Source organism: Mariniblastus fucicola (assembly GCF_008087665.1).
GTDB classification, from domain to species: domain Bacteria; phylum Planctomycetota; class Planctomycetia; order Pirellulales; family Pirellulaceae; genus Mariniblastus; species Mariniblastus fucicola.
In genome coordinates, this window is record NZ_CP042912.1 from 6434632 (window position 1) to 6450749 (window position 16118).

Sequence of the window (16118 nt, forward strand, 5' to 3'; positions counted from 1 at the left end):
CAATCTGCAGATGCGATTCAACATGCCACGAGCGACATCGATCACCGCAACTTAACCATCCTCTCAATTTTTCAATCAGAAAGTCAGTCGGAGATCGTATCTCACGCAGCTTTTTCGCACCACACTTTGATTCTAACCCCGAAGATTACGGAATGAGTCGGATCTTTTTCGATGGGATTTTCGACGGTCCCACGGAGACACGCAGATCGGCGGTTCATTTGCCGTAAGCTGGTGGTACGGGGAATGCTCCCGGGTGAGCAACGCTCCGTCGAATATCGGAGGCCATCCCGGCTATCCTGACAACCACGATGCAAAGATAGCCTAGCGAGGAATTATGAAGATGCCACTGTTTCTAAAACTTGCGACCGCGATTGCCGTTTCGATGGCCAGCATTGATGTCGGCATTGATGTCGCGCCTGCTTGTGCAGACGAACCGACAGTCGGAGAAAGCCGCCCAAACATTCTGTTCGCGATCGCCGACGACTGGGGTTGGCCACACGCGAGCATTTACGGAGATCCGGTCTGCAAAACGCCGACTTTTGATCGTGTCGCCAAAGAAGGCATTCTGTTCGAGCACGCGTTTATCTCCTCGCCATCATGCACGCCGTCTCGCAACGCCATCCTGACGGGCCAGCATTTCTGGCGGCTGGGCGGAGGAGCGAATCTGCATTCCGTGCTCGACACCAAACATCAGGCCTTCGTACATTTGCTCGATCGTGCCGGATACGAAACGGGTCATATGAGAAAAATGTGGGGGCCGGGCGATGCTTCGAACTGGGAAGTGAATCCAGCCGGGAAGAAGTTCAAGGACTTCGATCAATTCCTCGAAATGCGGGACTCGGACAAACCGTTCTGCTTTTGTTTTGGAGCCTACGATCCTCATCGCGGATACAAAAAAGGTTCAGGGAAAAAGAGCGGCATGGACCTGGACGAAATCAGGCTGTTCGATTGCTTTCCCGATTCAGAAACAATTCGCAGCGATGTTGCTGACTATTATTTCGAAGTCCAACGTTTCGATTCGGAACTTGGCCAGGCGTTAAAGCGACTTGAAGAATTGGGCCAGCTCGACAACACCGTCGTTGTCGTCACCGGCGATCACGGCATGCCGTTTCCGCGTTGCAAAAGCAATCTCTACGATTCCGGGGCTCGCGTCCCGATGGCGGTTCGCTGGCCGAAGAAAATCAAAGCGAATCGAGTCGTCACGGATTTCGTCAGCACGACAGATCTGGCTCCGACGTTTCTGGAAATCGCTGGCGTTGAAATTCCGAAAACCATGACGGGCCAGAGCTGGATGCCGCTGTTTGAGTTTTCGGGCACCGAGGATGTCGCGTTGATTGAGGACGACCGCGACCATGTGATCTTCGGCAAAGAGCGACACGTGCCGGCGCAGGAAGCTCCTGACGTTGGCGGCTTTCCGATGCGAGCGATTCGCACGGCCGAGTTTCTGTTGATCGAAAATTTTCGTCCGGATCGCTGGCCCAACGGCACGCCGAACTACAAACAGGCCCAGATTCCTTCTGCGTGGCTGGCCGACACCGACAACGGTCCGACCAAGACTTACATCGTTGAGAATCGCGACAAGGACGACAACCATCGACGTTGTTACGAGCTGTGTTTCGCAAAACGTCCTCGCTTTGAACTGTTCGACATTCAAGCCGATCCCGAGCAGCTAACGAACCTCGCGTACGATCCGGAATTCGCCGAAGTCCGCGACAAACTTCACGGTCGATTGACCGAAGAACTGTTGGCGAGCGACGATCCGCGAGCCAAGGACTCAGCCGCGGCGACGAAGTATTTTGACTCGTTCAAGTACCTCGGCCAGGGCCCGCGTCATCCGAGCTTCAAGAAACAGAAGCGGAACTCGAAAGCGAAAAACTGAAGCTCTACTTCAGGTGCTGTTCGAAAAACGCTTTCATTTTCGCCGCGTAGGGAACGCCGAATTTGCGGAAGGTCGCTTTCGTTGTGTCGTTTGGTTTCCAGTCAAAGAAAGCATGACCTGCGCCGGCAACCTTGTCGTAGACCACGACTTGACCTTTGGATTCGAGTGCATCAGCAAACGCTTGGACTTTCTCGTCACGGATTAGCGAATCCTTGTCGCCAAGCGTCAGATACTGAGGCACCGATCGGACGCGCGATTCGGGGATGTGGCTCTGCGGAGCCGTTGCTTCGGCGGCTGCTTGGGGCAGATCCTGCATGAAATCTTTCAAGCGATCCGAAGCAAAGACTCCGTAGCTCGGCGCGGCGGCCTTGATCGAGCCCAGCATTTCTTCGCGGACTTCATCCACCGATTTGCCTTCGGGAATATAGGTCGGACGGTATTGGTAAACGCCATCGGTTTCGCCAAAGCCACCGTCTCCGATTTTCTCAATCAGGATCGAAGCCGAAGCGGACAGATGGCCTCCCGCACTATCGCCGGTGACTCCGATTCGCGTTGCATCGCCACCGTAATCTTTGGCGTGTTCCATGATGTGAGCGATCGCACCAAAGACGTCTTCGATCAGGTTGGCCATCGAGTTCGGTTCTTCGTCGCCGTCGAGCTTTCCAATCCAGCGATAGTCGATACTGCAAACCACGAACTTGCCGCCTTTGGTTAGCTCACGAGCCAGACCGCGCATCACGTCTTCGTCGTTCGTTGCCCAACCGCCGCCGTGAATGATGACGATGATTGGCAGATCGGATGCTCCTTGGGGCGAGTAAACGTCGTATTTCAAGGGCTTTTTGCCGGGTTGTGCGTAAACGATGTTGTGCTTGACCGAAACATGAGCGACTTCTTCGGCTTCGATAAACGATGCGCCAACGTGCTTGTCCTGATCGAATGTGATTTCGAAATCAGCCGTCAGTGACTCGTGATACATCGCTCCCCAGCGGCCCGGAACGGAGTAATAAATCGAATCGACAGCAAAGCCATCCGCCGGCGTTGCTCGAACGGTGACAGCGGTCCCAGAAGGATACTGTCCATCGGCGGGCACGGGTGGATCGAGCTCAATCGAACCGTGCTTGACCGGGTCCAGAGTGATGGAAAACGATTCGTCCTGGGCGGATACGTTCATCGTGCAAACAGAGACAACTGCGAAAATGGAAACGGCGAAGGCAACAGATTTCATGGCGACACTCGGGATGGGTGAGTTTAATCAGTCAAAACGATTTTAACCGATATTCAATTCCAGCTGCTACGACCGAACTGCAATCCCCCAATCGAGCTGGCGGGCCGACTTATTGCATTGGCTGCGAACATAAAAACGCATTTGCTTACGGTCCTGACGGATTCGAAGAAACGTTTTCGCTTATGGATTGTTTCATTCCAAAAGTTCCTGCTTGAATTGACGACATGGCCATGCCACTATGGAAAGCCAAGCCGTACACCCGCGTCCCGCTTCCTGAGAATAAAGTCCAGCAATGCAATTTCTTCGTCGATTTCGAATTGCGACCATCGTCTTTGGCTTATCCCTGACACTTTTCGCGACGACTGCGGCTGTCGGAGACGACACCGACGACAAGAAAAAACAGGACTCGACCGGCCCTTCGATCGTCCTCAAAGACGCGACGATTCACTCTTCTGGCCCCGCGGGAACCTTCGTTGGATCAATCGTGGTTACCGATGGAAAGATCGCTGCGATTGGCGAAAACGTAGAATCCCCCGACGATGCGAAGGTTTACGACCTGACTGGTTTTCACATCACGCCCGGGCTGATCGAGAGCCGCGGCAAGCTTTGGCTGACGCCTCAAGCGGTCTCTGAAAGTAACGCCAAAGCCGAATTGAAAGTCGTCGACGCGATCGACCCGTGGAATGAAGACTGGCAAGAACTTGCGGCGCAAGGCATCACTTCGGTTTACGTCCAACCCAACTCCGTCAGTGCGGTCGGAGGGATGGGGGCCGTTTTGCGAGTCGGTCCTCACGGCTCGGTGGAAGACATCGTGATGAAGGACGATGTCGCGGTGCAGGTTTCGATCGGGACTCGCGGCAAGTCTTCGAAAGATCGCTACGCCCAGATTCAGGCCCTCGAGAAACTGCTCAAGAGCGCTCAGGAAAAAAAGAAAGACGGCGACAAGGATAAAGAAAAGAAGGACGCCAAAGAGGACTCCGACAAAAAGAAAGCGGACTCGGACGACAAGGACAAAGAAGATAAAGACGACAAGGATGCCGACGAAGACAAAAAGAAAGACGACGAGAAAAAAGACGACAAGGACGCAGACGACAAGAAAGATGTCACCAAAGAGATCTTTAAACGCGTACTGAAACGCGAGATTCCGCTGTTTGTTGAAGTTCACCATTCCGATTCGCTCAAGCGGGTGATCGCTCTGGCGAAGGAGTTTGAGATCCGTGTTGTGCTTGATGGACTGACGAAAGTCACCAGTTGCGCCGACGAACTTGCGGATAGCAATCACGCGATGGTGGTGGGGCCGTTTTTTGAACCCGGTGCGGCACCCGAATATCGCAAGGACGGCGACCTGGATTGGTTTGCTGAATTGGATTCGGATGAAAAGCTGTGGACTTTGTCGACTTTCGCGGGTTCGGCTCGCGGATCTCAGGCCCTGCGAATCAACGCGGCTCATGCTGTTAGTCTCGGCATCGATTCAGATGAAGTGTTGAAGGCTCTGACCGCAAACGCGGCTCGAATGCTGGGCGTTGCCGATCATGTCGGCACGCTGGAAAAAGGAAAACAGGCTGATATCGCCGTGTTTGCTGGCGATCCAATGGATTCAAGTACACCGGCTCGCCTGGTTTTGAGTCACGGCAAAGTCATTTTTGAAAGCGACGTTGCGGCAATGGAATCGGCTGCGGCAAAAACTGGTGAGGCGATCGCGTTGCCTTCGCTTTTGCCCAAAAGCTATGTCGTGACGACCACTCGCATGCTTCGCGATGGCAAGCTCGGCCCGGGAGCAATCACCGTAGTCGACGGAAAGATCACGCTGGTTGCAAAAGGCGTTGTCACAGTTGAAGGCGAAAGTACAGCCGACGAACCTCAAGTCTTTGACCTTGGCGATACGATCGTGACACCGGGGCTGGTGATCGCTCATTCGTCGCTGGGCCAGGCGGCTGCGATCAACGATTCCACGGAATCAGACGCCAGCCATCTTCGCGCCGTCGACGCCTTTGATCCGACAACCAAACAAGCCAAAGAAACTCTGGCGGCCGGATTCGTTCACATCGGATTGGCGCCGGGAACTTCGAATACTTCATCCGGAGCGATGGGGCACGTGCGACTCGGGGTCGGCGAATATGTTGTATCACCGACGATCGCCAACCAGTTTGTGTTGGGCAACTCGGCTCGCAATGCCGAACGATTTCCTGCTTCGCTCAACGGCCAAGTCCGGATGATCAGCGACCTGTTTGGTGGGTCTTTGGTCGATTCACGAGTCTACCTTTCGGACGCGATTGCAAAATCAGTCGCCGACGAAAAGCTGGCTTGCGTGAAAGAAGTCATCGACGGAAAACGCAAACCGATTTTCCTGGCCAACGACGAAGTCGAAATCCGCTCGGTCATTGCACTCGCGAAAAAGAATAAGCTTTCCGCTCCGACGCTGGCCTCCAATGGTTCGGTTGGCGACCTCGCGGACCAGCTCGCAGAAAACGATATGGGATTGTTGGTCTATCCCATTGGCACCGCGGACTTGAACCGACGTCCGCTGCAAACCAAAGCCGCGGTTGATGCCGGCGTGCCGATCGGGTTCGTCGCGGATTCAGCACAGCAAGTGCGCACAACCGCTTCGATGCTGGTATCAGCAGGCGTTCCTGCAGAGAAAGTTCTCAGCGGCCTGACCGAAGGCGGTGCGGCGCTCGTCGGGATGGAAAACGTTGGACTTGAGCCCGGAGCCAACGCGGACTTCGTCGTCTGGAGTGCCTCGCCGGTCAACCTTGCCGCGAAACCACTGAACGTGATTGTCGATGGAAAACCTGTTTCTAAAAAGTAAGCGAATGAAACGATTGAGATCCATTTTTAATTCAGCTCTCGCTTGCTCCGTTGGCATAGCGATCGTCGTGGCTGCTGTCGTGCCGTCCACGTTTGCTGACAACAGTGATTCGAAGAACAGTGAATCTTCTGCGACGCTGTACAAGGCCAGCAAGGTCTACACGATGGACGGCGATCCGCTTTCGCCAGGCCAGGTGTTGGTCATTGACGGCAAAATCAAAGCGGTCGCTGAAACGGTAGATCTCGGCGGCGTCGAAGCCGAATCGGTCGACCTTGGCGAAGGCAGCGTTTTGATGCCGGGCCTTGTCGATGCGTATTCGCAAACTCCGCTCAGCAGCACTGGCATGGACGAAATTACCAGCGAAGTAACCCTGGACTTTCAGGCGATCCATTCGATCGACTGGGACAAAAACTCGCTTCGCCGGCAACTTCAAGCCGGAACAACAACGGTCAATGCATCTCCGGGCACGCAAAACGTTTTGGGTGGAACAGCGGCTGTCATCAAAACCATGGACCACGGCGATTCGGTTCTGGTCGAAGACGGAGCCATGCTGGCCGCGATGTGCAACGATCCGGCGTCACGAAATCGTTCACGTTCCCGACCCGACACGATCTACGTTCGCCAACCAACGAATCGGATGGGCGTCGTTTGGATCCTGCGAAACACATTCAGCAAAGCGGAACGTTCGAAAGACGAAAACGCTTACGCAAAACTGAAACAGGCGGTGGCCGCCGATCGCCCTTTGATGATGGTCAGCCGCATGTCGTACGACATCGAAACCGTTGGAACGTTGGCCGATGAGTTCGGATTCAAACCGATCATTGTCGGTGGCGAGGAAGCTTACAAGGTCAAAGAAGAGTTGGTCGAGCGAGACTATCCGCTGGTTCTGAAGTACGACAATCCTGGCACAACGCAGGGCGCCGAACGTTCAGAACTTTGCTGGAACAATCCGGGCATTCTGGCGGAAGCCGGCCTTACGTTTGCGATCGCCGGGGACAACTTGCTTGAGAAAGCTCGCTTCGCCCGTCGATTCGGGCTCGATGCGGACGTTGCTCTGGCTTCGATCACATCAACGCCAGCCCAGATCATTGGGGTTTCGGATCGAGTCGGCAAAATTGCTGCCGGCTACGACGCGGACTTGATTGCTCTCTCGGGCGAACCACTTGAATTAACAACTTCGATTCGTTGGGTCATGGTCAACGGTAAGACGACCACTGAAAAGGAAAACTAAACGTGCTCAAAAAGACATACTTTCTGGCCGCCGTTGCCGTGGCGACATTGGCAACGATATCGAACGTGCAAGCGCAGAAACCTCTTGCGTTTAAAGGTGCCAAAATCATCACGATGGCTGGCGAGACCATCGAAAACGGCACGATCGTTTTCCGTGATGGCAAAATCTCCGACGTCGGAACCGACATCAAAGTTCCTGTCGAAGCTCGCGTCATCGACGCCAGTGACAAAGTCATCATGCCGGGTTTCGTCGAAGCTCATACTTCTTCAGGCATGAGTCAGGCTAACGAAACGAACCCGGTTGTGCCCTACGTTTCGGTGATTGATTCGATCGACCCCATGAACTCATACTTTCGTTCTGCACGCCGAAACGGTGTGACGACCGTCCGAGTGGTTCCCGGGAACTCGACATTGATCGGCGGTCAGGCTGCCGTGATCAAAACCGGTGGCGAATTCATCGATGACATGGTGCTCAAGTCCGACGCTGGCGTAAAGATTTCGTTGCGTCCGGTCAGCGGCAGTCGCATGGGTCACCTTGCCAAGCTTCGCAAAGCACTCGATCAGGCCAAACGGAAGCTGGACAAAAAGAACAAGGCCAAGGAAGAGGAAAAGAAGGAAGGCAAAGACAAGGACGCGAAGAAGAAGCCCGGCGACAAAAAGAAACGCGTCAAGAAAAAGGAAGCTGACAAGAAGGAAGACAAAAAAGAAGGCGACAAGGAGGAGAAGAAGAAAGAAGAAGACAAGGACGAGAAGAAATCTGAAGACAAAAAGGCCGAGAAGAAGGACGACGACAAGAAGCCCGAAGAAGTCGAATCGGAACTCGACAAGGCGATGTTCGCCATCCTTTCGGGCGAGCTTCCTGTGATGATCTATTGCGACAAGGCGATGGATGTCGGCCAAGCGATGCGATTGATCAAGGAGTACAACTTCAAAGCTTCACTGATCCTCGGTCGCGAATGCTACAAGGCCGCCAAGCAGGTCGCCGCCGCGGACTTGCCTGTCGTGCTCGATTCGCAGCTTGTGTTCTTCGAAGAAGACCCTCGCACGAAAGAGGAAACAAAAGTCATCCTTCCGAAAGTGTTCCGCGACAACGAAGTCAAGTTCGTCTTTCAGGTCGGACGTGGCGGCGGCACAACGCTTGGAAGCACTTACTTCTGGTATCAGGCGGCAACAGCCGTTAAATACGGTATGCCCGTCGAAGAAGCCCTGGCAGCACTCACAACTCTGCCGGCAGAATTCCTCGGCGTTGACGAGTTCGTTGGCTCGATCGAAAAAGGCAAAGACGCCGACATCATCGTGCTTTCCGGTGAACCGCTGAGCGTTGACACATGGGTCGACATGACCGTCGTCAACGGAGAGATCGTGTACGAAAAAGAAAAAGACGAACAGCTGAAACTGTTGCTCAATGGCGAAACGGAGTAAGTGAACGTGGTTGTGGCTTCCAGCCGCAATCATTTCGCGAAACAGCACACGATTGCGGCTGGAAGCCGCAACTACGAACACCTGAGATTGGGAAACTTTGACATCATGAAACTTGTTCCAAACAGTTTGGTCTTCGGCCTCTTGTTTGCCATCGCGATCGGTTCGACCTTTTCGAACGTCGTCGCACAGCAATCAAAGACGGATGTCTACTTTGCTGACCAGATCTGGCCTGGCGATGGTGAGCCGATTGAGAACGGAGCCATGGTTGTCGTTGATGGAATCATCACTGCGATCGGCCCACGCGATGAAGTCTCGATTCCCGGCGTTGCGAAGCAACACGATTTTGGATCACAGATCCTGATTCCCGGCCTGGTCCTTCCGCAAACCAGCCTTGGTGGAAACCAAACCGAAGAGCGAACCATCACGCCGCAAGTTCGTGCACTCGATGGATTCGACTTCTTTGCCGATCGCGACACGCTGATCGAGAGCGGCATTACGACGGTACAAGTCTCTCCGGCACGCGTTCGTCTGATGCCTGGTGTTGGAGGAGTCGTCAAACTTGCCGGCGATGACATTAACGATCGAATCTTGCAGGAAAAAGAAAGCCTGCAGATCGTTTTGACTTCGGCGTCCCGGCAGCCTCCTCGAATTTACGAACCCGCCGTCGGTCCGGTTTCCGAAGATCGACCGCTTATGGCGACTCGTCCTCAAGTCGCCACGCTTTCGGCCTCGATGGCGGCTCTGCGTCAGATCTTCAAAGCGGCTGCCGCTGGAGAAAACGGCGACGAAATCATCGAAGCCGTTGCTGAAATCATTGAGTCAAAGAAACCTGTTCGTATCGCGGCCTCAACGGCGCCAGAAATTCGCGGCGCGGTTTCGTTAGCCAAAGAGTTTGGCGTCAAAGTCATCCTGACCGATTGCGAAGGCCTGGAAGCTTTCGAAGGCGTGTTCGCCGATTGGAAAGACTCGGTTGCCGGTGTCGTCCTGACAGCGAACGTTCCCGGATCGATTTCGAATCCAACGCTTGAGCAAATTGAATCGAAAAAGGAGCCATGGACTTTCGCACGTGAGTTGCTCGACGCGGGAATTCCGGTTTCAATCGCACCACGACAGTCGACATCGCTGACGTCATCCATGTTCGTCGCTGGCCAGTTTATGCGTGATGGTTTGAGCCATTCGGAATTGCTGTCGGCGTTGACGCACTCTTCGGCGGCCATGATGGGAGTCGACGATCAGGTTGGTTCGCTGGCCGAAGGAAAACACGCGGACTTCGTCGTGCTTTCCGGCAAACCTTTCGCGATGCATTCTCGAGTCCGATCAACCTACGTCGGCGGTGAAGCGCTTTTCGAACGCAGCATGTCGCCGGCCACAACCGTTGTTTCTGCGGGACGAGTTTACATCGGGGACGGCAAATATCTGGACAACGGACAGGTCGTCGTCAAAGGTCACACCGTTCGCGGCGTTGGCAATAGCGTTTCGGCGCCTGCAGAAGCCAACATCCGCCAATTCAAAGACGCCGTGATCGTTCCAGGGTTCGTCGACATGGGAACGGGACTCGGGCTCGGCGGTCCGCTTTCCGGCAGCACGACTCTGGCGACCAAGCTTGGCGAACAACTCTACGGCGACGATCCTGCGATCGAATACGCTCGGCAAAACGGAATCACAACCGCTCTGCTTTCCGGCGGCGGTGGCAATGCGACTCCGGTCGTTGCGTTCAAGCTTGGCAACGACGCTCGCGTGATCGGCGATCCGGTTGCGATCAAGTTCGTTCTCTCTGGCACGACGACGGCGGCTATTGCGTCGGCTGAAAAACAACTTGCGGCGGGCAAAAAGTATGTCGACTCTTGGAAAAAGTACGAGAAGGATTTGGCTGAGTACAAAGAGAAACTAAAAGCCGAAGCCGCCAAGCCGAAACCGAAACCAGAAGCCAAGAAGGACGAGAAGAAATCGGATTCCAAGGAAGCGGATTCGAAAAAGGATGCCGACAAAAAGGATTCTGAGAAGGACAAACCCAAACCGGAAGAGAAAAAAGAGACTGACAAGGATAAAGACAAGGAAGACGAAAAGAAAAAGAAGAAGCCTCTGCCCGATCCGATCACCGGAACGTGGGAAGGCGAGATCGACGTCGAACGGATTCCGCCTGAGTTCCGTGTCTTTTCGCTCGAGCTGGAACTCGCTGAAGACGGAACCGTCACCGGCACGATCGCGATGATGCGTCAGGAAGTGGAACTCTCGAACGGCTCCTATGATCGGGACTCCAGAAAACTTTCCATGACCATGGAACGGCGTGGCCAGGAAGTTGAAATCAGCAGCGAACTCGATGCCGACGGAGCATTCGAAGGCACGATGGAGTTGGGCCGCATGGGCGAAGTCAAAGTGACCGCCAAGCGAACGGTCGACAAAAGCAAAAAGCCTGAACCGGAAGAAGACGACAAGGACGAAGAGGAAGAGAAAAAGGACAAGCCGGAAAAGAAAGATAAACCTTCCGAAGGCGACAAGGATAAAGAGAAACCGGCGGACAAAGACAAAAAGGAAACTGAAAAGAAGTCTGACGCCAAAGATGCGGACAAGAAAGACGAAAAGGCTGCTGAGAAGAAGGAAGAGAAAAAGCCTGCTCTGAAGGAGCCGAAAAAGCCAAAGAAGAACGACGCGTTGGAACCTTACAAGGCTCTGTTCGCGAAAGAGATTCCGGCTCTGGTCGAAACACGTGAACTGTTCACGATCAAAGAGGCCGCGAAACTGTTCACCGAAAAATACGGTGTCCGCACGGTCATCGTCGGCGCCGACGCACTGGCTCGCGAGCCTGACGCACTGGCTGACTACGACGTTTCCGTCATCGCCGGCCCCAAGCTTTCCATCGCGGTTCCGAAACAACTCGAAGCCACCAACTTGCCACAGCTTTTGGCCAACGAGCGATTGTCTTTCGCCTTTCAGTCTTCGGGCACAACGGGCTCGGGACAACTCCCGGGAGCAATTCAGTATTCCGTCAGTCGCGGACTGTCGACCAACGATGCACTCAACGGTTTGACTTCCGCGCCAGCGAAAATGCTTTCGGACAAGATGACTTTCGGCTCGATCGCTGCTGGCAACGACGCGGACCTGGTGGTTCTCAGCGGACCGCCATTTGAGTTTTCGACCCAAATCCTCGCCGTGATGATCGATGGCGTTTGGGTATACGAACGCGAAGCGACTGACAGCGAGTAGTTACCAACAGTTAGCGAAACAAAGAAACAAAATTGCGGAGCGATCTCAGGTGAGTCCCAACCGCCTTTCGGCTAAGGAAGAAAAGTGATTCCAAACTACCTCAAGAAAATTCTGACTGCTTCATTGCTGTGCTTGGCCACGGTGTCGCTGGCGGTGGCTGATGATTCGGACGGCAAAGATGCTGACACCGAATCAACCGGCGTCGCGGTTCACGTTGGAAAAATCTTCACGTGTGCGGGCGATCCGATCGCTGATGGCACGATCCTGATCAAGGACGGCAAAATCGAAGCCGTTGGCCCGCGGAAAGAAATCGAAGTCCCCGAAGGCTACGAAGTCGTCGATCACTCCGACCAGTTCGCGATGCCTGGTTTGGTGGAAGCTCACAGCCACGTCGGCGGTTCGGGTGACCTTAATGAAATGGTTTACCAGACGAACCCCGAGCTACGAAACTGGGACCAAATCATTCCTCACAACGATCAGCTAAAGGTCGCGATTGCGGGTGGCGTCACCACGATCTGCTACATCCCTGGCAGCGGAACCAACATGGGCGGCTTCGGCGTGCTGATGAAAAGCGGCCCCGGAAAACCGGAAGACGTCATCATTCGTGCTCCTGGCGTTTTAAAGATCGCTCAAGCCGGTAACCCGGAGCGACGTGGCGGCGAAACGGGGTCTGGCCGAATGGGTATGAACTACGTTATTCGCCAACAACTGCTGGAAGGAAAATATTACGTTCGTCAGTACGACGCGTTCCTTAAAGGCAAAGCCAAAGAGCCAGAATTCAATTTGCGTTTGGAGAACTTCAAACCGTTGTTCCATCGCGAGATTCCGGTGGTCGTTCACACGCAGCAGTACCAGGTGATTCAATCGACCATTCGCATGTTGCATGACGAAATGAATCTGAAAGTCGTCATCGACCACGGCACGTTTGATGCTTACAAGATCGGTGACGAACTGGCCAAACGTGACATCCCTGTGATGGCTGGCCCGCGTTCGTTTCAGCTTGATCGCGACCGTGGTCAAATCGTTGGCGTTGTGAACGAATACGAAAAACGTGGCGTGAAAGTGCTTGGCGTGAACACCGACGCACCGGTCATTCCGCAAGAAGAGCTTTTCTTCCAGGCGACGATGGCAGTTCGGTTTGGCTGGAGCGAAGAACGAGCCATTCGTGGAGTCACCATCGAGGCAGCGAAGGCTCTGATGATCGACGATCGAGTCGGTTCGCTCGAGCCCGGCAAAGACGCTGACATCGTGATCAGCACCGGTTCGATTCTTGATCCTCGCAACTATGTGAAGCAGGTTTTCATCGACGGGAAAAGCGTTTACGACACTTCGAAAGATCGACGACGGTTTTAACGTGATTGTGGCTCCTGGCCGCGATCGTTTAAGCAGAAAAGGTGGCGTAGGCCTGGAGCCTGTGAACATGCAGAACACGGGCTCAAAGCCTGTGCCACCGAACAACTTTTTGGTTCAAATATGAAATCAATCAACAACATTTTTTCCGCTTCGGCATGTGCGTTGACCGCCTTCGCAGTCATGGCTGTCACCAGTGTTACAGCTCATGCTCAAAGCGTCGCTTACACCGGTGCCACGATCGAAACGCTGGGCGAATCCGGACGTCTTGAGAACGCAACGATCGTCGTATCGGGTGGCAAGATCACAGATGTCGGTACCGATGTTGAAATCCCGGACGATGCCAGGCTGGTCAGCATGTCGGGCAAAACGATCATGCCCGGAATCGTTGATCCCTATCACGTTTACAAAAGCACTTCCGCCAACACCACACGCACTGTGGTCTTTCGCGGTCGCACAATCAACGTCGCTGGCGGCGGGCCATTCTCTGCGGGTGCTTTCATTCGAGTGGGAGAGTACTTCGACCCCTACAATCTGAATTTCAATGCCGCAAAACGCACTGGAATCACAACCGCGAACCTGGTCACTGACGGCCGCGGCCTGTCCGCATTCGCAAACCTGACCGAGGAAGCCAACGCTGACATGCTGTTCGAACCGAAGGGGTTGATGTTCGCGAAGGTCACCAATTCAACGTCGGCGTTGGATGTGATTCGAAAACCGCTCGAACCGTCGAAGAAGAAACCGACAAAGAAAGATTCAACGGCCACTGATGACAAAGAAAAAAAGCTGACTCCCGCGGAAGAGGTCAAGAAGCTTTGGGAGGCTGTTCAAAAAGGCGAATCACCGCTGTTCGTCAACGTGAATAACGAAGCCGCCGTCGCTTATGTGCTTCAATTCGTTAAGAAGCAGGAGAAACTGAAACTGGTTCTCGTTGCCACCGGCCCCAACCTTTATCAGTCACTGAAGCAAATCAAGGACAACAAGAACGTGACCGTCGTTTTGCAACCTGGCATTGATCGCGTCCCTTTTTCGGCAGACCTGATGAACGTTTCTCAGATGCTGGCAGAAGAAGAAATTCCGTTCTGCATCTCGATGTCGTTGAGCAAATCTCAACTGTCCGCCAGCCAGGACGATCCCATGTTTCCTGTGGCGATGTTGGTAAAAACCGGCCTTGATCGGGACGTCGCGCTCAAGAGCATTACAATGAAACCTGCAGAACTGTTGGGACTTGAGAAGACTCACGGTTCACTGGAAAAAAAGAAACACGCCAACTTCCTTGTCTTTGACGGCGATCCGCTGAAAACAGGCAGCCGTCTACAGCAAGTCTTTTTGAATGGAGACAAGATCCATGAAAACTAGTGCCAATAATTCAAATACCAGCCCGAAACGCAGCTTTGGCGGCGTAGGCTTCCTGCCTGCGGGCGTGCAGTTCAAAGGGCAGAGGCCTATGCTACCGCTGTTTCGTTTGGCCCTCACGTTGGCCCTGCTGACTCTTGTTTGCCTGCCGCTTCAGGCCGAAGAAAAGTCGGACGAAAAAGACCAAAAGGAAAAGCCCGAAGTCGTCGCGATCGTCGGCGGCGATATCCACACCGTGACCGGTCCTGTCGTTCGCAAAGGCACGATCCTGGTCGAAGACGGAAAGATCAAGGAAATCGGCCAATCAGTCAAAGTTCCGGAAGACGCCAAAGTCATCGATGCCGCCGGCAAGACGGTCACTCCCGGTTTCGTCGCGATCAGCATGAGCCGTGTTGGCGTTGGGCAAACACCTTCTGGAAAAGAGAAACTTGTCGACGGACTCAACCCGTTTGATCGCAATCTGAAATACGCACTGGGCGTTGGAATTACATCCGGCTGCATTGAACTTTCCTCCGGCGGAGGACGTCGCGGCCGTCGAGCCGAAGGCGCTCCTGTCGAGATGTATCCTGGCCTGGAGGAACCGATCGAAGAATACGTCACCGAAGCCATGATGGACTTTGGCGACCTGAATACTTCGCTGTGTCCCTGCTGTGGCCTCCCCATTTTGCCAACTGAACCGATCACGTCACAGCCACCGGCGGCGCCCAAGCCACGAAAAATGGCGGCGTTGAAACTGAGCTTCAGCGATCTCGATTCGATGTTGATGAGCGAAGATGTTTTTTACAGCGTCTCGCCTGGAGCACTCAACGGGGCTTTGGCCAAGCATAATTTCCGCAAGAATCTGCAACTTGCTCGCGAAGCCATCGAAGCAGAAAAGAAAGCGGGCTCTGAAAAGAAGGCCACTGATTCCAAATCGAAGTCGGCCTCGGCTGCGAAGTCTACCGACGCCAAAAAACAGTCTTCTGCCGACTCCAAATCCGGGTCAGCGAAGAAAACAGACTCAAAAAAGCCAGCCAAGAAAAAACTTAAACCGGATCCGAATCTGATCAAGCTACTTAAAGGCGAAGTCGCGATGTTGGTTCGAGCCAACACTGTCGACGAGATCAACGATATGGTCGACCTTTCAATGGAGCAAGGTTACGACCTCGTGATTCAAGGCGGAATCGAAGCTTGGGTTTTGGCTGACAAGCTTGGAGCCGCTGGCGTTGGAGTCATCTACACGCCGCGTTCTCGTCGTCGTGCTCGCAAAGGTCGTGAAGACGAAACTGGTAGCTTTGTCGAATCGCCTGGTATTTTTCAGGAGAAGGGAATTCCTTTCGCCGTTGCCACTCTCAGCAGCTCGATCAGCATGGGCGGTTTGGGCGGACGCGATCTGACCAGCCTTCCGCTGGAAGCCGCATTCGCTGTTCGTGGCGGTGCTGATGAAAGTACGGCGCTGAAGGCGATGACGATTACTCCGGCTCGCATGCTGGGGCTCGATGATCGCATTGGTTCGTTGGAAAAAGGCAAAGACGCGGACATTCTGATCCTCAACGGTTCGCCGCTGGACTACCGCACCTACGTCGAACAGGCCATCGTCGCCGGCAAGGTTGCCTACGATCGGCATGAAGACAAGGTCTATCCGCTGCACGATCATCAGTAGT

Annotated in this window: 9 protein-coding genes; 8 read left to right on the forward strand and 1 reads right to left on the reverse strand. The window is 54.1% G+C overall.

The features are described 5' to 3' along the window. The first annotated feature begins 340 nt into the window (after window positions 1-340). On the forward strand, window positions 341-1879 hold the full coding sequence (locus tag MFFC18_RS24170; protein WP_157665220.1) for a sulfatase family protein: 1539 nt from the start codon (window positions 341-343) through the stop codon (window positions 1877-1879). A gap of 4 nt (window positions 1880-1883) precedes the next feature. Here MFFC18_RS24170 and MFFC18_RS24175 read toward each other — a convergent pair whose 3' ends face one another. Beyond that, entirely contained in the window at window positions 1884-3104 is a 1221-nt protein-coding gene (locus MFFC18_RS24175) for an alpha/beta hydrolase fold domain-containing protein (RefSeq protein WP_075085861.1), read from the reverse strand. 292 nt (window positions 3105-3396) lie between these two features. Here MFFC18_RS24175 and MFFC18_RS24180 point away from each other — a divergent pair, with 292 nt between their 5' ends. The 7 genes from MFFC18_RS24180 (at window position 3397) to MFFC18_RS24210 (ending at window position 16117) form a co-directional block, all read left to right on the forward strand. Continuing rightward, window positions 3397-5913, forward strand: a complete 2517-nt coding sequence (locus MFFC18_RS24180; protein WP_075085859.1) for an amidohydrolase family protein — start codon at window positions 3397-3399, stop codon at window positions 5911-5913. 4 nt (window positions 5914-5917) lie between these two features. After that, entirely contained in the window at window positions 5918-7144 is a 1227-nt protein-coding gene (locus tag MFFC18_RS24185; protein WP_075085858.1) for an amidohydrolase family protein, read from the forward strand. 2 nt (window positions 7145-7146) lie between these two features. Beyond that, window positions 7147-8565, forward strand: a complete 1419-nt coding sequence (locus MFFC18_RS24190) for an amidohydrolase family protein (protein WP_075085857.1) — start codon at window positions 7147-7149, stop codon at window positions 8563-8565. Between the two features lie 105 nt (window positions 8566-8670). Beyond that, window positions 8671-11769 carry an amidohydrolase family protein gene (locus MFFC18_RS24195; protein WP_148619105.1) on the forward strand — a complete coding sequence of 1033 codons (3099 nt, stop codon included), beginning with the start codon at window positions 8671-8673 and terminating at the stop codon, window positions 11767-11769. Window positions 11770-11853: 84 nt separating this feature from the next. Further along, window positions 11854-13122, forward strand: a complete 1269-nt coding sequence (locus tag MFFC18_RS24200) for an amidohydrolase family protein (RefSeq protein WP_075085855.1) — start codon at window positions 11854-11856, stop codon at window positions 13120-13122. 120 nt (window positions 13123-13242) lie between these two features. Continuing rightward, complete coding sequence (locus MFFC18_RS24205; RefSeq protein ID WP_075085854.1) at window positions 13243-14478, forward strand: amidohydrolase family protein; 1236 nt, start codon at window positions 13243-13245, stop codon at window positions 14476-14478. Continuing rightward, window positions 14468-16117: an amidohydrolase family protein gene (locus tag MFFC18_RS24210; protein WP_157665219.1), complete on the forward strand. Its 1650-nt coding sequence runs from the start codon at window positions 14468-14470 to the stop codon at window positions 16115-16117. Before MFFC18_RS24205 ends, MFFC18_RS24210 begins: the two co-directional genes overlap by 11 nt. Window position 16118 lies beyond the last annotated feature (1 nt).

What these genes read in the sequence shown, in the direction of transcription:
- MFFC18_RS24170 (WP_157665220.1), top strand. Translation starts at nt 341, where the DNA reads ATGCCACTGTTTCTAAAACTTGCGACCGCGATTGCCGTTTCGATGGCC.
- MFFC18_RS24175 (WP_075085861.1), bottom strand. Translation starts at nt 3,104, where the DNA reads ATGAAATCTGTTGCCTTCGCCGTTTCCATTTTCGCAGTTGTCTCTGTT.
- MFFC18_RS24180 (WP_075085859.1), top strand. Translation starts at nt 3,397, where the DNA reads ATGCAATTTCTTCGTCGATTTCGAATTGCGACCATCGTCTTTGGCTTA.
- MFFC18_RS24185 (WP_075085858.1), top strand. Translation starts at nt 5,918, where the DNA reads ATGAAACGATTGAGATCCATTTTTAATTCAGCTCTCGCTTGCTCCGTT.
- MFFC18_RS24195 (WP_148619105.1), top strand. Translation starts at nt 8,671, where the DNA reads ATGAAACTTGTTCCAAACAGTTTGGTCTTCGGCCTCTTGTTTGCCATC.
- MFFC18_RS24205 (WP_075085854.1), top strand. Translation starts at nt 13,243, where the DNA reads ATGAAATCAATCAACAACATTTTTTCCGCTTCGGCATGTGCGTTGACC.
- MFFC18_RS24210 (WP_157665219.1), top strand. Translation starts at nt 14,468, where the DNA reads ATGAAAACTAGTGCCAATAATTCAAATACCAGCCCGAAACGCAGCTTT.